At 27.3% G+C, this 23,937-nt stretch carries 25 protein-coding genes; 14 read left to right on the forward strand and 11 right to left on the reverse strand.

Going from position 1 to position 23,937, the window contains the following annotated elements; genetic code table 11:
• Positions 1-7: 7 nt before the first annotated feature.
• The 9 genes from PG913_RS03620 to PG913_RS03660 all read left to right on the forward strand — a co-directional run bounded on the left by PG913_RS03620 (position 8) and on the right by PG913_RS03660 (position 8,321).
• A complete protein-coding gene (locus PG913_RS03620) occupies positions 8-298 on the forward strand; it encodes a DUF4834 family protein (RefSeq protein WP_271231657.1) in 291 nt (96 codons plus the stop codon).
• Between the two features lie 29 nt (positions 299-327).
• On the forward strand, positions 328-2,583 hold the full coding sequence (locus PG913_RS03625; RefSeq protein WP_333780788.1) for a hypothetical protein: 2,256 nt from the start codon (positions 328-330) through the stop codon (positions 2,581-2,583).
• Positions 2,584-2,738: 155 nt separating this feature from the next.
• Positions 2,739-3,260, forward strand: a complete 522-nt coding sequence (locus tag PG913_RS03630) for a class I SAM-dependent methyltransferase (protein ID WP_271231658.1) — start codon at positions 2,739-2,741, stop codon at positions 3,258-3,260.
• 4 nt (positions 3,261-3,264) lie between these two features.
• Positions 3,265-3,429 (forward strand): hypothetical protein, encoded by a 165-nt coding sequence (locus PG913_RS03635; protein ID WP_271231659.1) that lies wholly within the window; start codon positions 3,265-3,267, stop codon positions 3,427-3,429.
• An 89-nt stretch (positions 3,430-3,518) separates the two neighbouring features.
• On the forward strand, positions 3,519-4,451 hold the full coding sequence (locus tag PG913_RS03640) for a glycosyltransferase family 4 protein (RefSeq protein WP_271231660.1): 933 nt from the start codon (positions 3,519-3,521) through the stop codon (positions 4,449-4,451).
• A 1-nt stretch (position 4,452) separates the two neighbouring features.
• Complete coding sequence (locus PG913_RS03645) at positions 4,453-4,719, forward strand: hypothetical protein (RefSeq protein WP_271231661.1); 267 nt, start codon at positions 4,453-4,455, stop codon at positions 4,717-4,719.
• 92 nt (positions 4,720-4,811) lie between these two features.
• Positions 4,812-5,732 carry a glycosyltransferase gene (locus tag PG913_RS03650; protein WP_271231662.1) on the forward strand — a complete coding sequence of 307 codons (921 nt, stop codon included), beginning with the start codon at positions 4,812-4,814 and terminating at the stop codon, positions 5,730-5,732.
• Positions 5,729-6,814, forward strand: a complete 1,086-nt coding sequence (gene wecB, locus PG913_RS03655; RefSeq protein ID WP_271231663.1) for a non-hydrolyzing UDP-N-acetylglucosamine 2-epimerase — start codon at positions 5,729-5,731, stop codon at positions 6,812-6,814. The genes PG913_RS03650 and wecB overlap by 4 nt, the downstream gene beginning before the upstream one ends.
• Before the next feature lies 1 nt (position 6,815).
• On the forward strand, positions 6,816-8,321 hold the full coding sequence (locus PG913_RS03660) for a lipopolysaccharide biosynthesis protein (protein ID WP_271231664.1): 1,506 nt from the start codon (positions 6,816-6,818) through the stop codon (positions 8,319-8,321).
• Between the two features lie 89 nt (positions 8,322-8,410).
• On the opposite strand, the gene PG913_RS03665 is transcribed toward PG913_RS03660, so the two are convergent.
• On the reverse strand, positions 8,411-9,412 hold the full coding sequence (locus tag PG913_RS03665; RefSeq protein ID WP_271231665.1) for a transglutaminase domain-containing protein: 1,002 nt from the start codon (positions 9,410-9,412) through the stop codon (positions 8,411-8,413).
• A gap of 12 nt (positions 9,413-9,424) precedes the next feature.
• Positions 9,425-10,090 carry a carboxypeptidase-like regulatory domain-containing protein gene (locus PG913_RS03670; RefSeq protein ID WP_271231666.1) on the reverse strand — a complete coding sequence of 222 codons (666 nt, stop codon included), beginning with the start codon at positions 10,088-10,090 and terminating at the stop codon, positions 9,425-9,427.
• A 161-nt stretch (positions 10,091-10,251) separates the two neighbouring features.
• Between PG913_RS03670 and PG913_RS03675 the strand changes: the two genes are divergently transcribed.
• Together PG913_RS03675 and PG913_RS03680 are read left to right on the forward strand one after the other, a co-directional pair.
• Positions 10,252-10,701, forward strand: a complete 450-nt coding sequence (locus PG913_RS03675; RefSeq protein WP_271231667.1) for a Panacea domain-containing protein — start codon at positions 10,252-10,254, stop codon at positions 10,699-10,701.
• Positions 10,694-11,098: a hypothetical protein gene (locus PG913_RS03680; protein WP_271231668.1), complete on the forward strand. Its 405-nt coding sequence runs from the start codon at positions 10,694-10,696 to the stop codon at positions 11,096-11,098. The genes PG913_RS03675 and PG913_RS03680 overlap by 8 nt, the downstream gene beginning before the upstream one ends.
• A gap of 83 nt (positions 11,099-11,181) precedes the next feature.
• On the opposite strand, the gene htpG is transcribed toward PG913_RS03680, so the two are convergent.
• The 5 genes from htpG to PG913_RS03705 form a co-directional block, all read right to left on the reverse strand.
• Positions 11,182-13,095, reverse strand: coding sequence for a molecular chaperone HtpG (htpG, locus tag PG913_RS03685; protein ID WP_271231669.1), 1,914 nt, complete (start codon positions 13,093-13,095; stop codon positions 11,182-11,184).
• Positions 13,096-13,222: 127 nt separating this feature from the next.
• On the reverse strand, positions 13,223-13,891 hold the full coding sequence (locus tag PG913_RS03690) for a hypothetical protein (RefSeq protein WP_271231670.1): 669 nt from the start codon (positions 13,889-13,891) through the stop codon (positions 13,223-13,225).
• A 990-nt stretch (positions 13,892-14,881) separates the two neighbouring features.
• Positions 14,882-15,811, reverse strand: a complete 930-nt coding sequence (locus PG913_RS03695) for an IS3 family transposase (protein ID WP_193700664.1) — start codon at positions 15,809-15,811, stop codon at positions 14,882-14,884.
• Positions 15,745-16,137: a helix-turn-helix domain-containing protein gene (locus PG913_RS03700; protein WP_101915088.1), complete on the reverse strand. Its 393-nt coding sequence runs from the start codon at positions 16,135-16,137 to the stop codon at positions 15,745-15,747. The genes PG913_RS03695 and PG913_RS03700 overlap by 67 nt, the downstream gene beginning before the upstream one ends.
• Before the next feature lie 38 nt (positions 16,138-16,175).
• Positions 16,176-17,894 (reverse strand): hypothetical protein, encoded by a 1,719-nt coding sequence (locus PG913_RS03705; RefSeq protein WP_271231671.1) that lies wholly within the window; start codon positions 17,892-17,894, stop codon positions 16,176-16,178.
• Positions 17,895-17,996: 102 nt separating this feature from the next.
• On the opposite strand from PG913_RS03705, the gene PG913_RS03710 reads away from it, so the two are divergent.
• On the forward strand, positions 17,997-19,004 hold the full coding sequence (locus tag PG913_RS03710; protein ID WP_271231672.1) for a 3-oxoacyl-ACP synthase III family protein: 1,008 nt from the start codon (positions 17,997-17,999) through the stop codon (positions 19,002-19,004).
• A gap of 170 nt (positions 19,005-19,174) precedes the next feature.
• On the opposite strand, the gene PG913_RS03715 is transcribed toward PG913_RS03710, so the two are convergent.
• Together PG913_RS03715 and PG913_RS12880 are read right to left on the reverse strand one after the other, a co-directional pair.
• Positions 19,175-20,860, reverse strand: a complete 1,686-nt coding sequence (locus PG913_RS03715) for an outer membrane beta-barrel family protein (RefSeq protein WP_333780789.1) — start codon at positions 20,858-20,860, stop codon at positions 19,175-19,177.
• Complete coding sequence (locus PG913_RS12880) at positions 20,850-21,641, reverse strand: TonB-dependent receptor (RefSeq protein WP_333780790.1); 792 nt, start codon at positions 21,639-21,641, stop codon at positions 20,850-20,852. Before PG913_RS12880 ends, PG913_RS03715 begins: the two co-directional genes overlap by 11 nt.
• A 118-nt stretch (positions 21,642-21,759) precedes the next feature.
• On the opposite strand from PG913_RS12880, the gene PG913_RS03720 reads away from it, so the two are divergent.
• The gene (locus tag PG913_RS03720) at positions 21,760-22,281 is read left to right on the forward strand and encodes a hypothetical protein (RefSeq protein ID WP_271231673.1); all 522 of its coding nucleotides are present in this window, start codon (positions 21,760-21,762) and stop codon (positions 22,279-22,281) included.
• 21 nt (positions 22,282-22,302) lie between these two features.
• Positions 22,303-22,665 (forward strand): CoA-binding protein, encoded by a 363-nt coding sequence (locus PG913_RS03725; protein ID WP_271231674.1) that lies wholly within the window; start codon positions 22,303-22,305, stop codon positions 22,663-22,665.
• Here the strand turns inward: PG913_RS03725 and PG913_RS03730 are convergent.
• A complete protein-coding gene (locus PG913_RS03730; protein ID WP_271231675.1) occupies positions 22,662-23,603 on the reverse strand; it encodes a ribonuclease Z in 942 nt (313 codons plus the stop codon). The two genes, PG913_RS03725 and PG913_RS03730, sit on opposite strands and share 4 nt — an antisense overlap.
• Complete coding sequence (locus PG913_RS03735; protein ID WP_271231676.1) at positions 23,604-23,921, reverse strand: T9SS type A sorting domain-containing protein; 318 nt, start codon at positions 23,919-23,921, stop codon at positions 23,604-23,606. It abuts the gene before it with no gap.
• Positions 23,922-23,937: the final 16 nt, after the last annotated feature.

Here is a 23,937-nt window from a genome sequence, read left to right on the forward strand (position 1 = left end):
AGTGAAGATGACACATATAAATGAAGCTGGACCTATGGGATTTTTAAGAACTATATTAATACTAGTTATTGCATATTATGCTATAAAATTTCTAGTGAAATTATTTGCACCTTATTTATTGAAAAAAGCAGTAGATAAAGTTCAAAAGAAAGCAGAACAAAAATTTAATAATCAACAGCAACAACAACAACAAAGTGATGTTGAAATAGGAAAAACAGTTGTTGATAAAAAACCACAAAATATACAACAAAGCAATAATTCGGTAGGAGAATATGTTGATTTTGAAGAAATAGATTAACTTTTATACTAATTATGAATTATAAAAAAATGATGCCCTTTGCAATTACACTTGTTGTTTTTGTAATTATATCGTTGTTGTATTTTAGCCCAGTTTTAAGCGGTAAACAAATAAAACAGAATGACATTACTCAGTTTATAGGAATGTCAAAAGAAGTAAAAGATTATCGAATTGAAAAAGGAGAAGAACCATATTGGCTAGGAAATGCCTTTAGCGGAATGCCTGCATATCAGGTAAGCGCCTATTATCCGAATGATTTTGTTAGATATATTGATAAAGCAATTCGTTTTTTACCACGTCCTGCCGATTATTTATTTTTATATTTCTTCGGATTTTTTATCTTATTAACGGCTTTAAAAGTCGATTGGAAATTAGCCGTTTTAGGAAGTTTATCCTTCGGGTTTTCTACGTATTTAATTATTATTTTTGGTGCGGGACACAATGCAAAAGCCCACGCAATCGGTTATATGCCGATGGTAACTGCGGGTGTTTTATACATCTTTAGAAAAAAATATTTGTTAGGATTTGTAATTACTGCTTTGGCGATGGCTTTAGAAGTTTACACAAATCATCCGCAAATGACCTATTATTTAGGTTTTTGCTTACTGATATTGGCAATTGTTGAATTTATTGAAGCTTTTAAAACTAAAAATTTATCGGTATTTACAAAACAAGCTGTTGTTTTAATTACAGCTATGGCGATTGGTTTGGGTGTAAATTCAACTAGATTATTGTCAATGAAACAATATGGCGATTTTAGTACTCGAGGAAAATCGGCATTAACGATTAACCCAGATGGCTCTCCAAAAGAAAAATCAACAGGTTTAGATAAATCGTATATCACAGAATATAGCTACGGAATTGCTGAAACTTTTAATTTGATGATTCCTCGTTTTATGGGCGGTGGAACTGTTGAAGAATTGAGTTCAGATTCTAATTTTTATCAAACTTTAGAAAAAAATGCAGGTAGAAATGTTGCTAAAGAGTATTCAAAGCAAGTTTTAACTTATTGGGGAACACAACCAATTGTAGAAGCACCCGCATATATTGGGGCAATTTTATTTTTCTTGTTTTTTTTAGGAGTTTTTTTAGTAAAAGGACGTTTAAAATATTGGTTAGTATCGGCAACTATTTTTTCAATAGTATTAAGTTGGGGGAAAAATTTTGCTGGAATCACTAACTTTTTTATTGATTATGTTCCGTTGTATAATAAGTTTAGAGCAGTTTCATCAATTCAAGTAATTGCAGAATTATGCGTTCCTTTATTAGGTATTATTGCTTTACGTGATTTGTTTTCATCAAAAGTTACATCCGAAGAAAAAGAAAATGCCTTAAAAAATGCTTTTTATGTTTTAGGAGGAATTACTTTATTATTTGCACTTTTTGGTTCAAGTTTATTTGCTTTTGAAGGATTAAGAGATGCGCAATATCAAGAATTACCAACTTTAATTGATGCCTTAATTACTGACAGAAAAGCCATGTTATTTAAAGATAGTGTTCGTTCTTTTTTATTGATTTTAGCATCAGCGGGGTTATTATGGTTTTATCTGAAAGGAAAATTAAAACAAGTACCTGTTATAATAATTTTAGGTGCTTTAATTGTTTTCGATTTAGTTTCAGTTGATATAAAATATGTAAATAAAGAAGATTTTACATCAGCAAGAAAAGTTTTAAAACCGTTTACAGCAACTCAAACTGATAAAGAAATTTTAAAAGATAAGAGCCATTATCGTGTTGCAAATTTTAGTGTAAATCCTATGCAAGATGGAAGAACTTCATATTTTCATAATTCGATAGGAGGATATCATGCAGCTAAAATGAAGCGATATCAAGAATTATTTGATTATCAAATTTCTAAAAATAATATTGAAGTATTAAACATGTTAAATGCAAAATACTTTATTGTTGGAGATGATAAATTACAAGAAAATAAGGATGCAAACGGAAATGCATGGTTTGTAAATAATCTGAAAATTGTTAAATCGGCAGATGAAGAAATATTTGCTTTAGATAGTTTGAATACTAAAACATCAGCCGTAATTAATGCGAAAAATTACACGAATAAAAATCAATTTAAAAAAGATTCAACAGCTACAATTTCATTAATCAAAAATGATATTACAACTTTAATTTATCAAACAAATACACAAGAAAATCAGTTTGCTGTATTTTCAGAAATTTATTATAAAGATGGTTGGAATGCTTACATTGATAATAAATTAGTACCACATTATAATGTAAATTATGTATTAAGAGGTTTAGAAGTTCCAAAAGGAAAACATTGAAATTTCTTTTAAATACGAACCAAAAATAATACAAACAGGAAATAAAATAACTTTATTTTCATACGCTTTATTATTGTTTATTCCGATGGGATGGTTTTTTATCCGAAAGAAAAAAAGAAAAAAGTAAACTTAAAATTGTTGTTTAAATACTAAAAATGTACAAAAAAATCCCTAAAAAAAGATATCATCATACATTAGAATTTTTAAAGAAAAATGTGCCTGCACCCGCAGTTATTTTAGATTTAGGTGTTCGAAATCCTTTTTCTGAAATTATGGAAGAAAATGGTTATACGGTTTATAACACAGAAGGTGAAGATTTAGATTTGTTGCCCGAAATAGTTAAAAATTATAAAGTAGATGTTGTAACAGCTTTTGAAATTTTTGAACATTTAATAGCTCCTTTTAATGTTTTAAAAGCTATTGAAACTACAAAAATTGTAACAACTGTACCTTTAAAATTATGGTTTGTTGATGCATACAGAAGTAAAACTGATATGTGGGACAGACATTATCATGAATTTGAAGATTGGCAATACGATTGGTTATTAGAAAAATCAGGCTGGAAAATTTTAGATACTAATAAATGGACAAGCCCTATAAATCAAATAGGAATTAGACCTATTTTAAGAAAATTTACGCCAAGATATTACGCTGTGTACGCAGAAAAAGAGTCGTAAAAAGATGAAAAAAGACATCAAAATAGGCAAGAGGATAGGAATGATTTTAGATAAAACATTTCCGCCTGATCCTAGAGTTGAAAACGAAGCAATTGAGTTGTTAAAACAAGGACATCAAGTGTTTTTGTTTTGCTTAACTTACGGAAATCAAAAAAAAATGAACTTATAAGTGGAATTGAAGTAGTCAGATATTCATCAAATAAAATAGAATACAAATTATCGGCTTTAGCCTATACAATTCTGTTTTATTCTTATTTGATGAAAAATAAAATTGCTGATTTTTTAGCTGTTTATAAAATCGATGTAATTCATGTACACGATATGGTTGTTGCTGAAGCTGTTTTTTTAGCGAATAAAAAGCAACTTCCTGTAGTGTTAGATTTACACGAAAATCGTCCGCAGATAATGAAGTTTTATCCGCATTTAAAAAAGTTTCCTGCCAATGTTTTAATATCAGTAAAAAAATGGCAACGTAAAGAAGCTGAATTAATAAATAAAGCATCAAAACTGATTGTTGTAACCGAAGAAGCTAAAAAAGAGGTGTTAACCAGAACTCAAATAAAAGCTCAAAATATAGCAGTTGTTCCTAATACGGTTCGAAAATCTTTTTATCAGAACATTGAAACATCAGCTAAAAATAATACAATTTTCAATTTATTATATATCGGTGATACAGGCGAAAGAAGAGGTTTGAAAACAGTTATAGAAAGTTTACCAGAATTACAGAAAAGTATTAAAAATATACGATTTGTAATTGTTGGGAAAGTAAGTTCAGAACTTGAAAATATTGTAAATAAGTTAGCGTTAAATAAGGTAGTTATTTTTGAAGGGTGGCAAAACGAAAGTACATTTCAAAATTATATTGTTAATAGCGATATTTGTTTATCGCCTTTACACCGAAATATTCATCACGATACAACGTACGCAAACAAGTTGTTTCAATATATGAGTTTAGGAATACCGTTATTGGTAAGTAACGCAACAGCTCAAGAAAATTTAGTGAAACGTGTAAATTCAGGTTTGGTACATGAGGCAAAAAATGTAGCCGATTTTACAACAAAAATTTTGGAATTATATAATAATACTTCTTTAAGAGAAACGTTAGCAATTAATGGAAAGGAGTTTGTAAATAACTCTTTTACTTGGGATAAAACATCGAAAGAATTAATAGATTTATACACTAACTTATAATTTGAAAGTACTAATTATTACTTATTATTGGATTCCTGCAGGAGGTTCGGGAGTACAACGCTGGTTGAAATTTGTAAAATATTTACGTGATTTTAATATCGAACCTGTAGTATATACGGTAGATGAAGCGAAGTACCCTATTATTGATGCATCTTTAAAAAGTGATGTTCCCGATAATTTAGAAGTTATTAAAAAATCAATTTATGAACCGAACGATTTTTTATCGATATTTAAAAAAAGGAAACTAAAACAAGTGCTGGTTTTTTAAATCCGAATCCAACTTTTTTTGGAAAAATATTACAATATATAAGAGCAAATTATTTTATTCCTGATGCTCGTAAATTTTGGATTAAACCATCAGTGAAATATTTAGAAAAATATTTATCAGAAAATAATATTGATGCCATTATTACCACAGGACCTCCGCATAGTTTGCATTTAATCGGCTTGAAATTAAAGAAAAAATTAAACATAAAATGGATTGCTGATTTTCGTGATCCTTGGACGGATATTGATTATTTTCATCAATTACCATTAACTAAAAAAGCCATTAAAAAACATCATCAATTAGAACAACAAGTTTTGAAAAATGCTGATGCAACACTTGTAGTTGGTGAAACTATGAAAGAAAATTATAAGAAATTTTCAAAAAATATTCATGTAGTAACCAATGGATATGATTCATCAGAAAATGAAAAGAATAATATTGTTTTAGATGATAAATTCTCAATAACACATATCGGTTTGATGAATTCTGATAGAAATCCGATTATTTTATGGAAGGCTTTAGCTGAATTATCCGAAGAAAATAATGCTTTTAAAAATGATTTAGAGATAAAACTAATCGGTAAACTATCTGATGATGTAATTGCTGATTTAGAAAAATATCAATTTAAAAATGTTCAAAAAACAAATTACGTTCCACATAAAGAAGTACAAAAATATCAGCGTAATTCACAAGTTTTATTGCTTGCTGTAAATAAAGTTCCAAGTGCTAAGGGAATTATAACAGGTAAAATTTTTGAGTATTTACAAGCAAAACGACCTATCTTAGCAATCGGTCCTGAAGATGGCGATTTAGCAGAAATCTTAAAAAACACTAATTCGGGAATTATTGTTGATTTTGACGATAAAGAAGCAATTAAAAAATCGGTTTTAAATTTGTATAAAAGTTACAAAGAAAACAGGTTGGAAGTTTCATCAAAAAATATTGAGCAATACCATCGAAAAGAGTTAACTAAACAATTATCAGTAATACTTAAACAAGTAGTAAATTCTTGAAAAAAATAGTCACCATATTAGGAGCCAGACCTCAGTTTGTAAAAGGAGCAGTACTAAGCCGAGTTATAAAAAATCACGAAGAAATTGAAGAAATAATTGTGCATACAGGGCAACATTTTGATGCCAATATGAGCGCTGTTTTTTTTGATGAAATGCAAATTCCGAAGCCAAAATATAATTTAAACATCAATGGTTTAAATCACGGTGCGATGACAGGGCAAATGCTAGAAAAAATTGAAGAAATTTTAATCGCTGAAAAACCAGATGCAATTGTGGTTTATGGCGATACAAATTCTACGGTTGCAGGAGCTTTATCAGCAAAGAAATTACATATAAAAGTAGTGCATATAGAAGCGGGATTACGTTCGTATAATATGCAAATGCCCGAAGAAATAAACAGAATTATAACCGATAGAATTGCCGATTTATTAAGTTGCCCAACACAAGTTGCTATCGATAATTTAAAACAAGAAGGTTTTGATAATTTAGTTATTAAAATCGAGCAACACGGCGATATTATGAAAGATGCTGTGGAGTTTTACGGTGCTTTTTCCGAAGAAAAATCAACAGTTATTGCTGATTTAAACTTAACAAAGAATGAGTTTGTATTAGCTACGATTCACAGGCAAGAAAATACGGATGATAAACAAAAATTGACCAACGTTTTTTTAGGGTTAGAAGAAATCAATAAAACAAAAAAAGTGGTCACGCCCTTGCATCCTCGGACAAAAAAAATGCTCGATTTATACGGATTAAAACCGAATATTACTTTTATAAAACCTGTTGGTTATTTTGATATGCTAGAGCTTTTAAAAAATTGTGCTTTAGTTGTTACTGATAGTGGCGGACTTCAAAAAGAAGCATTTTTTAATAAAAAATATTGCATTATTGCCAGAGAAGAAACTGAATGGACAGAGCTTGTAAGTAATGGTTATGCTAAAATTACGGCTACAAATCCGCAAGAAATAACGACTGCTTATACCGATTTTTTAAATTTAAAAAAGAGTTTTAAAGAAGAATTATACGGTAATAATGTTGGCGAAAAAATATATCAATCAATCATTAAATTAATAAACGCATAAATTGGGAATCGTATTAAAACAATCACTTAAAAACACCATAATTATCTATTTAGGATTTTTAATTGGTGGAATAAATACCATTTTTTTATATGCTCGTTTTTTAAAAGATGAATATTACGGTTTAGCAACGTATGTATTTGCAGCCTCTAATTTATTAATGCCTGTTATGGCATTAGGTATTCAATTTACTATTATTAAGTTTTTTTCTGCCTATAAAACCAAAAAAGAAAAAGATAGTTTTTTAAGTTCCATACTTTTTTTACCCTTATTAGTAGCCTTGCCTATTGGTTTTTGTTGGGATATTTTTCATAATTTAATTATGAGTTATATTGCAAAAAGTAATGTTGAAGGTAATTTAATTATCGAAAATTACACTATTTATATCTATATAATTGCCGTTTGTTGTGCGTATTTTGAAGTCTTTTATTCGTGGGCAAAAGTACAAATGCAATCGGTTTTTGGGAATATTTTAAAAGAACTTTATAACAGAGTCGCTATTATGACTTTATTATTTGCTGTGAATTTTGATATCATAACCAAACAAGAATTTTTATATTATATGGTATTAGCCTATATAATACGAACTTTTTTGATGCTATTTTATGCGTTTAAATTGTATACACCTAAGCTAAGTTTTACATTGCCTTATAATTTTAAAGAAGTTTTACGTTATTCATTTTATATTCTTTTAGCAGGAAGTGCAGGTGCATTAGTTTTAGATATTGATAAAGTAATGATACCTGGAAAAGAAGGTTTTGCAACCGCTGCATATTACGGAGTAGCATTATTTATAGGAAGTTTTATTGAAGCGCCAAGTAGGGCGATGGGGCAAATTTTACAGCCATTAACATCAAAAGCTATTAACGAAAATAATAAAAAAGAAACAAATAGTTTGTATCATAAAAGTGCTATCAATTTATTATTAGTTGGAGGTTTATTTTTTATTTTGGTTAACTGTAATGTTGATGAATTATTTAAAATAATGCCTAATAAAAATTATGCTGGCGGTGGTTTAGTCGTTTTATTAATTTCGGGAGCAAAATTATTTATGATGTCTTTAGGAAATAATGGTGCTATTATTCAAAATTCAAAATTTTATAGAATTACCATGCCTATCGGATTAGGAATGGCATTTATGGTTACTTACCTAAATATTTTTTTCTATAACGATATAGGAATGGGAACAGAAGGATTAGCCTTAGCAACTTTGTTAGCCGTGTTAACTTTTAATGCTTTTAAGCTTTGGTTTGTAAACAATAAATTAAAAATGTTTCCTTATACCTTAAAAACATTACAAATGACTTTAATCATTTTAGTATTGTTTTTATCTTTTTATTTCTGGAACTTTTCTATACCTGAATTTTCAATAAAAAGCATTAGAATCGATCCATTAGTTAACATCATTTTAAAAAGTATTATAATTATTCCTGTGTATTTATTTATAGTGATTAAATTATCAATTTCAGAACAGATAAATAATTTAGTAAGTAGATTTATTAAAATATAATTTTTTTTGAAGCAATTTCCCGCTTTCCGCACTCGCTCTTTTTGTTTGAAAAAAACAAAAAGGAGCTCAAACAATTGCTTCAATCGGGGCTAGATAACTTTTACAATATAAGTAGCAATAATATCATCATCAATTTTTAGATGTACATCATAAGTACCTTTCCTTTTGAATTTGTGTTTAAAAGTAATTGTATGGTCGTTTTTATTGAGGTCATCAATTTTTAGTTTCTTAATAGTATTACCTAAAAAGTGTACTAGCGTAATTTTTTTTGATGAATTATTTTTTAGTGAATTTAATTTAAAGAGTACTGATTCTTTTTTATTTATGGTTAACTTCATTTTTTTAGGAAACAATGAAGTTATTTGATATTTAAAAATTTCACCATAAATAATAGGAGATTCAACAAAATTAGAGACGGTTTGTTTCGCATTTAAAAACCATTTTTTTTGAAAAGGATAATGATTTTTAGAAAATAATACAGGGTCTGTTAAAAAGTAACCTGTATTATAATCGGTAATAAAAGAATTATTTTCGTCAAAATATCCGCTAGACCACGTAGCATCACATAAATACCATTTGTTGTTAAGTTTAACCGAATTCCAAGAATGATTTATATTTTCTAGCGTATCAATATTAGAAGATACTGTTCTGCCGTAACCATTAATAATTTTAGATTCAATATTTACAATAGTAGCCATTTCTTTAATTAAGTAGGCATAGCCAGTACACATTGTTTTTTGATGTTTCACCAATTTTTTAAATACGATTTTTTTATAAGTAGTATTCCAATTGGATAAAGAAACACTATCATTTTTAAACTTTTTACGCATTTTAGTTACTTTGTTATGAACTTTAGAATCTCCTTTAATATTTGTAGTAACCCATGTATAAATAGCTCTAAATTTTTCAACATCGGTATTTAGTTTATGCGTTAATTTATAACATAATAGAGGTAAGTTTTTTAGGTTTTCATTACAATTTAGTTTTGCAATATTATCGGCTTTGGTAAAATTAATATCTTTAAAATCTGATATTTGAGCATTTATTAAATTGATATAAATAATAAAAAACAAGCCGATACTTTTTTTCATTCTAATTTATTTTTAAGATTTTTTAGAACTATACACTTTTTTAACAGCGACTTTACCTGCTAATATGCAAGAATCTAAAGTCATACCAACTTTTAAATTTATAGCACGAACAGATTTATTATTTTGAATTATTACTTTTTTATTTTCCAACCCTATAAAACTAAAAATTAAAATATCTCCTTTTTTCAGTAATTTTGGAAATGTAAAATTACCATCAAAATCTGTTTCTGTACTAATATCAGTTCCTTCTAAAATAACACTTGCACCTGGCAAAGGTCCTGATTCATCAGAAACAACTCCTCTTACAAGAATATCATAACCTTGATTATTTAGGTCGATATTATTTTTATCAATAGGCGTATTTCCTTCTTGTGCTTGAGTTGTATCAAAAGAAAATAAAGACAATATAGCAAGTCCGAAAGTTGCTAAAAAACCATATTTTTTTCTTCGGATAGGTTTTTCGTTATAAGTTGTTAATTGTTTTTTATTAAACTGTCCACAAGTATTTTTTGATGTATTATTTTTAAAATAATGACTAATTTCTTGTGTGGTCATTTTTGTAAAATCAATAACTTCTTTATTACAAGAATTACAAAAACCACCTAATTTTGTAGGTTTAAATTCATTAAATTTTTCTGAACAGGGTGTGTTAATTTCTAAGCTAAATTGATTTTTCAATGAAGCATTTTTTAGTTAAAAATATACCAAATCTATACATTAATAGCGTATTGTCAAAATATTAATAAGTAAACGTTTCTTTTTAGAAGGTTTTTTAAAATAAAAATATTACTTATTCAATAATTCTGCATAAATTTGTTGATAACTTTAATATAAATTAAATGTATAACTGTTTTGATATAGCTAAGAAATTTGTTTATCTTTCTAAGGAAGAAGGTATTTCTATGACTCCGATGAAGTTATTAAAACTTACATATATTGCTCATGGTTATTATTTAGCTTTTTCAGAAAAGCCTCTTTTTAGCAATACTATTGAAGCTTGGAAGTACGGTCCTGTTATTCCCGATTTATATCATATAATTAAAAGAGTTGATTTTTCTAGTAACGATTTTAATTTTATAGAGATGTATTCTCAAAATAATTTATCAAAAGATGATGATAAATTTATTGAAGCTGTTTGGAATGCATATAAAAAATTTGATGGTAGTCAATTATCATCAAAAACACACGAAAAAAATACTCCTTGGGATAAAACATTTAACGGTCAGGTATTTACCAAAATAAATGATGGATTGATAAAGGAATACTATCAAAATAAAGTAAATGGATAATATTGGAGAAAAAGCAAATAAGTTTTTTAAATCAAAGCCTATTGAAGATATTGATGCAAATGTAGATTCTAAATCAACCAAGGAAGATGCATCTCTTTTTATAGGTGAAATTCAGAGTATTCAAGAGCATATACAGCATGAAGAACATATTATAAAAAAATTAGATAAAACTTCTGAGCGTTTTTTAAGAGAAAAAAATGCAAAATTAGCTTTTATATTTTCTTCAGTTTGGGCAATATTTATAGCTATTGTAATTCTTTTAAAAGGTTTTGGATTTTTTGGTTTTAAACTTTCTGAAACAGAGTTTTTATTTGTTGTAGGAGCTTTAACTACTTCAATTTTTACTTTTTATTTATTAGTTTTAAAATTCCTTTTTGATAAACAAAGTATTTCATAATAAAATATAATTTTTTTGATAAACTAAAAAACCTCTTTGCATAACACAAAGAGGTTTTTAATATATTTAAAAGTAAAAAAATATTACTTAATAAGTTCGTAAGAACGTTTGATAAAGTTAGTTAAAGCCTCACCATGTAATAAGTTTTGAGATAATTTAGCTAAATCGAAAGCTTGCGTAATTAAATCTGCTTTTTTGTCTTCATCAGCATTTAAAATTTCAGAAACTAATGGAGAATTTGTATTCACAACTAAGTTATACATTTCAGGTAAATTACCCATTCCCATCATTCCACCTCCACCACCAGAAGCTTGCATTTCTTTCATTCTACGCATAAACTCAGGTACTGTAATTATAAATGGAGACGAAGCAGAATCCATAGCTTCTAATTGAACAGTATAAGTTTGTGATGCAATTACACCTTCAATAACAGGTTTTAAAGCTTCTTTTTCTTCATCAGTTAATTTAGAAATAACCGCTTCATCTTTTTTGATTAAGTTATCAATAAAATCAGAATCTACACGAACAAACTGAACTTTAGTTTCTCCAGAAGTTTCTAATTTTTGCATTAAGTGACTTACAATAGGAGAATCTAAAACAACAACTTCGTATCCTTTAGCTGTAGCTTCTTGAATATAACTGTGTTGTGCTTCTTTATTAGAAGTATATAAAACGATGTGATTTCCATCTTTATCAGTTTGATTATCTTTAGTTTTTTCAACTAATTCATCAAAAGTAAAGTATGTATCTGCAACAGTTGGATATAAAGCAAATTTCTTAGCTTTATCCATAAATTTATCTTCCGATAACATTCCGTATTCGATAATTACTTTAATATCATTCCATTTTTGCTCAAAATCAGCTCTATCTTTTTTGAATAAAGAACTTAATTTATCAGCAACTTTTTTAGTAATATAACCAGAAATTTTCTTTACAGCTCCGTCAGCTTGTAAACCAGAACGAGAAACATTTAAAGGAATATCAGGAGAATCGATAACACCTTTTAACATCTGTAAAAAGTCAGGAACAATTCCTTCAACGTTATCAGTTACATAAACTTGGTTTTGATATAATTGGATTTTATCCTTTTGCATATCTAAACTCTGCGTTAACTTAGGGAAGAATAAAATTCCTGTTAAGTTAAACGGATAATCTACATTTAAATGAATGTGAAATAAAGATTCTTCAAATTGAGTAGGATATAACTCTTTGTAAAAGTTAGTATAATCTTCATCATTTAAATCAGCAGGTGCTTTTGTCCAAGCTGGGTTTGTGTTGTTGATAATGTTATCAACTTCAATTTGTCTGTGAGGTTCAGTAGTTTCTTTACCATCAGCATCTGTAGTAGTTGAAGGAGTAAATTCAGGGTCGTTTATTTTGTTAGTTCCAAATTTAATTGGCACTTGGTTAAAACGATTGTATTTGTTTAATAAACCACCAATTTTAGCTTCTTCTAAAAACTCTAAAGAATCATCAGCAACGTGTAAAATAATTTCTGTACCTCTGTCAGCTTTATCATGCTCAACTAAAGTAAATTCAGGAGAACCATCACAAGTCCAATGAGCAGCAGGAGCATCTTTAAAAGATTTAGAAATTAATTCTACTTTATGAGCTACCATAAAAGCAGAATAAAAACCTAAACCAAAGTGTCCAATTACACCAGTTTCGTTTTTATCATCTTTGTATTTGTCTAAAAATTCCTCAGCTCCAGAAAACGCAATTTGGTTGATGTATTTTTCAACTTCATCAGCAGTCATTCCTAAACCTTGATCTTTAATTGTAATTGTTTTAGCTTCTTTATCAATACTAATTTCAATTTTAGCATCTCCTAATTCGGTTTTAGCTTCACCAATAGAAATTAAGTGCTTTAATTTAGTAGTTGCATCTGTTCCGTTTGATATTAACTCACGTAAAAAAATTTCGTGATCAGAATACAAGAACTTTTTAATCAGTGGAAATATATTTTCTACCGACACATTAATACTTCCTTTGCTCATAATTATATATTTTGATTATTTTTTTGATAGCTATTGCTTTCTCATAATTAGGTAGTCAAAAAAAATACCAAATAATATTTTATGACAAAATGGCGTAAAATATTATTTGGTATTTTTTATAGGTAAATTAATTACTACAATTACCGTCTATGAGATCTTGTTTGGTTGGGTTATAAGAATTATTATTGATAAAAAACCAATAAGATTTATTTTTTGATATTATTAAACTTGTTAAAGAACAAAAATTAGAAAGAGACGTATTATTTTCAATAGAAATCTTCTTTATTGAAGATAAATTATCTAAACCATTTAGGTTAGTTAAGTTATTGTTAGATGTTATTGTTAAATCATCTAATGAAGTTAAATTATTTAGTCCTTCAAAATTTGTTAAAGCGTTATTTTTTCGAATATCTAACATAAGTAATGAAGATAAATTATCTAAACCATTTAGGTTAGTTAAGTTATTGTTAGATGTTATTGTTAAACCATCTAATGAAGTTAAATTATTTAGTCCTTCAAAATTTGTTAAAGCATTATTTTCTCGAATATCTAATATAGGTAATGAAGTTAAATTATTTAGTCCATCAAAATTCTTTAATAGTTTATTGTTTCTTATAAAAACTGCTTTTATATCAGTAAGTTTATCTAGTCCTTCAAAATTTTTGAAAGAGGTACTGTTTCTAACATCTAATTTATCTAATGAAGTTAAATTATTTAGTCCTTCCAAATTTATTAAAGAATTATTATTGTGAATAGAAATTGTTTTAGAGTTAATTAAATTATTTAGTCCTTCCAAATTTACTAACGAATTATTCTCGTAGATATAAATGTATTTAGCTATTTTTAAGTTTTTTAACTCATTTATATTTTCTAATTTAGGGTTAGATATAATGTGAACATGATTTAAATAATTAAGATTATTAAAGCTTGCTAAGTTCTTTAAATTTTTGTTTTCTTTAATGCGAAAACGATAATTTAGGGTACTTAAATTTTCTAACCCATTTAAATTAATTAATGAAGAGTTATTAATTACCTCTAAAGAGTACCAGATCTCTTGTAAATTATTTAAAGCATTAAAACTATTTAAAGCGGTATTATTTTTAATAATTAAGTCTTTTTTTATAACTTCAAGGTTATTTAAACCTTCAAAATTTATTAAAGAATCATTATCACTAATTTCAAGTGTTTCATTAATTTTTGTGATTTTATTTAAACCTTCTAAATTTATTAAAGAATTATTATTACTAATTACGATATTTTGATTAATTGAAGATAAGTTGTTTAAATTAATTTTTTTAAGAGAATTATTATCCTTTATGGTTAAATTTTCTCCTATAGAAGTAAGATTTTCTAAACCATTTAAATTTTCTAACGAATTATTTCCTTCTAAAAGAATATTTTTTTTAATACTACTAATTTTTTTTAAAGCTTTAATATCAACTAAATTATCGTTGTTTGTAATTTCAATATTTCCATATTTGATAGTGTTTAAATTATTTAATTCGTTTAAATTTACTAATGAATTATTATTTATGATAGTTAAATCAGAAAAAATAGAATTTATGTTATCTAATCCTTCTAAGTTAAGAAGAGAGTTATTATATCTAATTAAGACACTCCTTGCAGATGTAATATTATTTAATCCGTTTAAGCTTTCTAATTTTTCATTATACCCAATGTTTATAAAAAAATCATTGCTTTTAATGTTCTTTAAAGCTTCAATATTTAAAAGATTTTTATTATAGAGTTGTATTGTCCTGAAATAGGTTGACCTTTTTTTTTGAATTTATAAGGTTAATAATTCCAGATTTTTTTTATTTCTTCGATATGATTTATATTCGATATTTTGATTTATATGAACCTTCTTAGGAGTATTTAAATCGAGACTTAAATGTGGACGAAGGTTGTTATAAATATTAATAGCACTTTTTGTAATTTTCTTTGCTAAAATAGTGTTTTTAATTGTTAGTTTCAAACCATATTCATATTTTAAAGTTCTATTAATTCTTTCAGCGATAGCATTTTCATATGGATCATATTTTTCAGTCATACTCATAATTAAACCATTTTTTTCAGCAAATAGGGTATAAGTCGGATTGCAATATTGTAGTCCTCTATCTGAATGATGAATTAGTTTTTCATTCGGATATTTTCGATTTTTGATAGCCATTTTGAGTGCATCTATACAAAGCGATGTTCTCATATGTGTGTCTAATTTATACCCCATTATTTTCTTAGAATATGCATCTGTTACTAAAGCTAAATAATTATGACCTTTTTCTGTTTTTATATAGGTAATATCTGTTACCCAAAGTTGTTCCGCTCTTGTCGGGATTTTGTTTGATACAAGGTTTTTATACTTATAAAAATGATGTTTAGAATTCGTTGTAATATGATAGTTTTTTGTTCTAGGTACTAGTAATCTATGGCTTCTTAAGAAATTATAGAACTTGTCTCGCCCTATTTTTATTCCTTTTTTATCGATATCAATTTTTAATTGATGATATAGTTTTTTAGCCCCTAATTTCTGACCAATTCTATCACGACATTGTTTGACTAATTGTGTTAATATAAGTTCGTTATTTTGCTTTATTTGATAAGATTTTAATCGTTTGTAAAAGGCCTGTTTACTAATCCCAAAACATTGAATTAACCATTTTCTTTTAAACGGTTTTGCTTCTTTTTTTGAATCTCTTCTGCTAATGTTTTGGGCAATGACTTTTTTGACATATCGACACCAGTAATGATTTCCATATCAGCGATAATATCTTGTTGAAAATCTTTTACAAATTCTAGTTCTTCAATTTTCTCTTTGAGTTTTTTGATTTCATCTTGTTTACTCATGCCTAATTTTTTTTGTTCAAAAGTACTATATTTTTTGATCCAGTACTGAATTGTAGCTCTAGAAATATCGTATTTTTTAGCGGCGTAATTAACAGAAATACGTCCATTATGAATTTGGTCAATGATGAATAATTTGAGTTCAAAACCTACTTTATTGTAGTTCTTTTTTCGGCAGGGTAGTTTTGTCTTTGTGTCCATAGTTTAACTAAAAGTGTTTAAATTTTAGTCAACCTATTTCAGGATTTTACAAGTATTTGTATAGCCTTTCCTTTTATAGAAGTTAAATTATTTAAGCCTTCTAAACTAGTTAAGTTTTTATTGAGTTGTATATATAACAAACCTCCTATAGATGTTAAGGATTTTAATTCATTTAAATTTTGGTTTGATAACCCTTTAATGAATAAGTCTCCTGTTATACTTGTGTATTCTTTTTTAATAAATTCTTGATATTCTTTATCTGTATTTAAACTAACGTTACCGTTATAAATATATTCTTTTACAATACTACCATTACCATTACAAACGGTAATATCTTTTGTCGTAAAATCATTATTAAAGTTAAAATTATTATCAATTACTATGATATCACTAGAATCAAAAACTTTAATTTCCCCTTTATAAGTTGTTGTCTTATTATAGTTACAAAGTAATTTACTTATAGAAAACTTACCTTCATTATCAGAAAATGCAATAATTTCATCAGTTTGATTGCCATTATATAATGTAATTATAAATGCTTTGTTTTTCCATTTTTCATCATTACAAGATTTTAAAGAGCCTTTTAAATTTATTTGTCTAAGATTCGGGTTTGAAATTTTTATAGATAATTCTTTGGTTGTATTTTCATTAATAATTCCTATAGAAGCTTTAATACTTTCACAACCAGTAATAACCTCTAAACTATAAGTAGCTCCTTTAGGTGCTTTAACTATTTTGAATTCTCCTTTATTATCTGTTTTTATTAGAACCCCGTATGAATCATTATTAATTGTAGCTGTTAATATTGCTTTTTGATTTGATATATAATTACCATTATTGTTTTTTAGAACTACACCAAAATCAATAGACTCAACAGATACATCTAAATTATAAGTAGAAAAATGCTTTACAGTAGTAGTATATTTGCCTTCTTTTTTAGTAGCAATTCCTGTTTCTACCCAAATTCCTTTTTCTTCGTTTAAATGCCAAAAAGGGATTATTGCAGGATCATTATCATTTGCAGGCATGATTATAGTAACTTCTTTTCCTTCATAAATTTCTAATTCATTACCTGAAGAATCAGTTAAATCAACTCGAATCATTCCTTTAGAAATTAAAGCTTTTAGTGAGTTTGAAGCATCTAAACCAACTAATATACCTGGAATTGTTGCATTAAAAGTAGTTGAGTTAGGGTCGTAATAAGTAACCGTAGCTTTTACATCACCATTATAGAAACTACCATTTTCATTTGCAATAGCTTTTGCAGGAAATATTATAGTAATATCATCATTAGCTATTGTAGCTCCTTTTATAGCCGAAAAAGATTCTACAAAAGAAGGTTTTAATAATGTTATTGATACGTTTGTTACTCCATTTTTTGATGGAGTAATCGTTTTTAATGAAGGAATATAATCTTTATTAACTGTTTTTATAAGTTGATGTTCACTATTTACTTTTACATTTTCAATAAGAGCAAAGCCATTATCATTAGTTGTTACATTTTCTGAACCTATTTTTATAGAAGCATTGGTAATTGGCTTATTTTCTTCATCAGAAACAAAAATGCTAAAATTTGTAGTAAGTGTTTCGGTAGCTAATACGTTATTTAAACGATCAACTTCTTCATTATTAGCGACACTACTTGTGTTAATGCTACTTTCTTCTTGTATTGGTTCATTATCATCTTTATCACAAGTATAAAAAATAGTTGTAAATAAAAATAAAAATAAAATTTTTAGTGTAGTAGTTAATTTCAATGTAATTTTTAACAGCTAAATTAAATTATTAAAAATGAATGACTAAATTAAAATCACTATTTTTATAATTTACAATTTCAAATAACCAAAAATTAATATAATATGTACAGTTCAAAAATAACAGGCTTAGGACATTATGTGCCAGAAAATGTAGTTACAAATAATGATTTAACTGCTTTTATGGATACTTCTGATGAATGGATTAAAGAAAGAACTGGTATTGAAGAACGCCGTTGGATAGATCCTAAAACAGATGACACTACTGCTGTTATGGGTGCAAAAGCTTCTAGAATAGCAATTGATCGTGCTGGTTTAACAAAAGATGATATTGATTTTATTGTTTTTGCAACGTTAAGCCCAGATATGTATTTTCCTGGAGGAGGCGTACAAGTTCAAAATATGTTAGATATGCCTACAATTGGTGCGTTAGATGTTCGTAATCAATGTTCGGGTTTTATTTATGCGATGTCAGTTGCCGACCAATTTATAAAAACAGGAATGTATAAGAATATTTTAGTGATTGGTGCTGAAAATCATTCTGGTGGTTTAGATAAATCAACTAGAGGAAGAAACGTTTCTGTAATTTTTGGTGATGGGGCAGGAGCTGCTGTTTTATCGAGATGTGAAGAGGAAGGAAAAGGAATTTTATCTTCTCATTTACATTCAGAGGGAAAACACGCTAAAGAATTGGTTTTAGAAGGACCATCAACAAGTCGTTGGGTTCCTGAAATTTTAGATAAAAATGATCCTGAAGATATTTCTTACTATCCTTATATGAACGGACAATTTGTGTTTAAACACGCTGTAACACGTTTTTCTGAAGCAATTATAGAAGGATTAGAAGCTAACAATTTGCAGAAAGATGCTATTGATATGTTAATTCCGCATCAAGCAAATTTACGTATTGCTCAGTTTATTCAAAAGAAATTTCAACTTTCTGATGATAAAGTATATAATAATATCATGAAATATGGAAATACTACTGCGGCTTCTGTAATTATTGCTTTAACCGAAGCTTGGGAAAAAGGAAAAATTAAAGACAATGATTTAGTCGTTTTAGCTGCTTTTGGTAGTGGATTCACTTGGGGGTCTGTTATTATTCGTTGGTAGTTTTTTAGCCCCGATTGTAGCAATTGTTTGAGCTCTTTTTTATTTTTCTTTTGAAAAAATAAAAAAAGCGAGTGCGGAAAGCGGGAAATAGCTTCAAAAAAAAATATATTAAAAAAAAATCCGAAGTTTTAATTAACTTCGGATTTTTGATTTTTAAAAAAACAATAATTTTACATAAAACCACCGCCTTGTTTTTCGTTATTATCTCTGTTTCTTCTTCGTTTAGCTTTGTTTTTTCCTCCACCAAATCGATAATTAAAACCTAAGTAAGCAGTTCTACTTTCCCAGTTAAATTGTCCTGTTTGTGTATATGGATCTGTTGAATTAAAACGAAATTTCACGCCTTTAAAAATATCATTTACTTTAAATGAAAGACTTCCTTTTCCTTTTAAAATTTTATAACTAGCGCCTGTATTTATCATCCACATTGGATCAATATTAAATTGTAAATTTTTGTTAGCACCTCGATACATGGCGAATAACTGAAATTTTAATTTTTTAGAAGCACTAAAACTATTACTTAATCGAGCATTAAAAGCTGTATTTTCTACTTCTTTTTCAACATTACTAACAAGTCCTTTTAATTTTTGTGAATAAAGATCTAAACTAGCATTTGTACTCCACCATTTTGTAATTCTGTAATTGCTAGACATTTCAAAACCATATCTATCATTTCCATCAAAATTCTGATCTGATTTTATTTGTTTTGTATTGTTATTATCCGAAGGATCTTTGTATAAAATAGTTGATATCTCATCAGTTACTTTTCTGTAAAATGTTCCAAATGTAAGTGAACCTCCTTTTATTTCTCTAGTATAATTTAATTCAAATGAATTTGTAAATTGAGGTTTTAAATCAGGGTTTCCAACAGAAGTAATTAAAGGAGTACTCCATTCTCTAATCGGATTTACTTGACTAATAGAAGGTCTATCAACTCTGCGACTATAACTTAATTGGTACTGATTTTTTTCTGATGGATTAAAAGTGAAAAAAGCAGAAGGATAAATACTAAAAATATTATCAGTATAAGGTTTAGTTTCATTTTTATTGGTAAAACTTCCTTTTACGTCGTATTGTTCAATACGAGCACCTAACTGCATGGTTAATTTGTCAAACTTGTGTCCGTAGTTAATATAACCAGAAAAAATATCTCTATTATAAGAAAATGCTGATTTTCCGATAGCCTCTATAATAGGCGCATCACTAGAGTCAAGCACTAAATTACCATTGGTATCTACTTTATAACCATCTTGATCTGTATTATTGTTATTCTTAGTTTCGTTTGTTCTGTATTCTAAACCAAGTTCTAATTTACCATTTTTTGATATTGGCTTTGTATAATCAAGATTAATTAAGGTGTTATTACCTTTGTTTTTAATAGTATTAAAATAATTTAAAAATTTATATTCAGGGTCAGTTGCTAGTATAATAGTTTCATCATTTGTAGCATCTTCATCATTTTCTGAATCAGAATAAGTTGCTTCAAATTCTAAATTATGACCTTCTTGGTTAAAGTCGATTTTATAATTCATATTATAACTTCCTGAGCTATTATCATTATCAGAAGTATTAGGCGAATTTTGATTAAGCGTATTTGTTAAGTCATATATTTTTACAGAACCGTCATTAAAACCATTCGTTCTGTTTTGAGTAGTATAAAATGATAAAGTGTTTTTATCATTAATATAAATATCAGCACCAAGTTTTACTAAAAATGATTCTCTATCATTATCAAAAATAAAATTTTGACTAGAAGCTCCTTCTCCTATTCTTACAATTGCACCATAATTATGACGTTTACCTCCGTTGTATCCTAAGTTTGTATAAAAATTAACTTTACCAGTTTTATAATTCAATGTTTAAAGAACCATTATAACGAGTATTTTCTCCTTGTGTAATTCCTGTATTAATTGAGCCGTTAAAACCTGTATTAGCACCTTTATTTAAAATAATATTGATAATTCCACTCATTCCTTCAGGATTGTATTTTGCTGATGGATTGGTAATTAATTCAATACTTTTAATCGATGTAGAAGGTATTTGTTGTAATAATTGAGCAGTACTCATATTGGTTGGTTTTCCGTCAACTAAAACTCTAACATTTGAATTTCCACGTAAACTTATTTCTCCTGATTGACTATCGACACTTACAGATTGTACATTGTTTAGTAACTCTGATGCTGTTGCACCTGCTGAGGTTAAATCTTTACCTACATTAATTACTTTTCTGTCTATTTTTTGAGTTACAGTAGATGTTTCTGCACGAACTACGACTTCATCTAAAGCTGTACTATCTTCGGATAAAGAAATTGTACCTAAAGATACTTTTTTGTTTTTATTGCTAATAGTAATTGATTTAGATACTGTTTTGTATCCTATAAATTGAATTTCTATTGTGTTTTTTCCTTCGGATATATTTTTGATACTAAAAGTACCATCATCATTTGTAATTCCACCAGTTAAAATTTTATCAGAAGTATTTTTAATTATGATGTTTACGTAAGGTAATGCTTCTTTTGATACTTTGTCAATCACTTTACCAGAAACAATACCAATTTTTGAGAGGTTTTTTTTAGGTGTTTGAGCAAATAAATTGACACTAAATACTGTTAAAATTAGTAGTAGTAACTTTTTCATTGAGTTTTTTTTGAGTTGTTTGATATCTAATAGACGAGTTATTTCTTGTTTTTGTTACTGACTTTAACTACATTTAACTTATTGTTAACATTTGATATTCAAGAATAAAACATAAAAAATGATTAATATAATTGGAATTGTTTTGATTACTGTCATCACTGCAGGGCTAACCTGGTATTCTGAAGTTAAATCAAATGAAAGACAAAAAAAACAAATTAATGGTCGATATTTACTTAAAGCTAATTTAGTTTATAAAGTTCTAGGGTTTTTATTCATCATTATTGGTGTTATTTTAATGAATTTTATAATTTTAAATTGGAATGAAGAGATAAAGATAATTGGACCGATCTTAATTTGTTTTTTTTTAATCCCTGGAATATTTACAGTAATTTTTTATTATAATTACAGTATAGAATTTGATGAATTAAGAATTATTACTACAAATTGGAAAGGAACAAAAAGAACATTTAAATGGAGTGAATTGATTAATGTTAAGTTTTTTAGTTCATTTAAATATTTAGAGATAAAACTTAAGTTTGATAAGATATTAATCAATCAAGACTCTACTGGATTCATTAATTTTATTGAAATGATGGAATTACAAACAGATTATACAATTGAAAAATTAAAAATTCACTAAACATTATACAAGTCCCTCATTATGAAGAAAAAAACATTGGTTATAGGAGCCTCTTTAAATCCTACAAGATATTCAAATATTGCAATTAAAAGATTGATAGATAAAAGTGTTGAGGTAGTTGCTATCGGTTTACGAAGCGGTAGTATATTTGGTGTAGTTGTAGCTACAGAAAAAGTATCGTTTAACGATATCAATACAATTACATTATATTTAAATTCAGAACGTCAAAAAGAGTATTATAGTTATATAATAGCTTTGAAACCTGAGCGCGTAATTTTTAATCCAGGTACCGAAAATGAAGATTTTTATACTCTTTTATCTGAAAATGATATTAAGTATGAGATCGCTTGTACGTTAGTTTTATTATCGACCAATCAATATTAATTATTAATATTGATTGGGTTATTACTTGTGCTATATTGTTTTCCTGCTTCTGCTAATTCTACATTTTCAAAAATAGTTTGAGCTTCTTTTTTGAACTCTTGAATATTTGAATAGCGACTAGAGTAGTGTCCGATAATCAATTTATTTACCATTGCTTGATTGGCTATATCGGCTGCTTGTTCAGCAGTTGAATGCTTTGTTTTATCGCATAAATCCTCTCTATCTTTTAAGAAGGTAGCTTCATGATATAACAAATCGACACCTTTAATAATAGGTACAATATCTGGTTTATAAGCAGTATCACTACAAAAAGCATAACTTTTTGCTTTTGGAGGAGTAATTGTTAATTCTGAATTTGGAACAATTTCACCTGTAGATAGTATGAAATCTTTACCTGCTTTAATATTATGATAATCGCAGGTATCTATTTCATCGTATTGTTGAACATTACCAATGTGTAATTTTCTTGCTTTATGCTTTTCTTTAAATAAGAATCCGTTTGTATAAACCCTATGATTTAAAGGAATAGTATGTACGGTAACTTTATCATCTTCAAAAATTAATTCACTTTCTTTCGATTCTAATTCATGAAAGAAGAGGTTATACTTTGTCCAAGATTTAGTTAGTTTTAATTGAAGTACGGTAATTTCTTTAATTCCTTTTGGGCCATAAATATGTAAGTCTTTTTCTCGATTTAAAATTCCAAATGTTGAAATAAGACCTATTAATCCAAAAAAATGATCACCGTGTAAATGAGAAATAAAAATATGATTTATCTTAGAAAAACCAATTTTATATTTTCTCAGTTGTGTTTGAGTACCTTCTCCGCAGTCAATTAAAAAGTGACTATTATTAATTTCTAAATATTGAGATGTAGGATGCGCATTTACTCTCGGAGTAGCCGAGTGACAACCTAAAATAGTTAATTTTAAACTCATTTATTTAATTACAAATCGTTTAGAAATAATTTCTTTATTACTTTGAATAGCGTAAATATACATTCCTGATTTTAAATCATTACGATTAAAAAGAATTGAATTACGTCCATTAATAACGTCAACTTGTTTCGAATATACTGTTTTACCAAGTATGTTACGAACAGTTAAAATAACCGCTTGCTTGCTTGTTGAGTTAACAAAAATAGTTGTGTTATTAACAAAAGGATTAGGAGATGCAACTAGTTTGTCTATAGATTTTTGTTGAGAAAAACTAGATATTGTTATAAGTAATAAGAAAAAAAGTATTTTTTTTGCCATATATATGTTTTTAATG

The organism is Tenacibaculum pacificus (assembly GCF_027941775.1).
Taxonomy (GTDB): Bacteria; Bacteroidota; Bacteroidia; order Flavobacteriales; family Flavobacteriaceae; genus Polaribacter; species Polaribacter pacificus_A.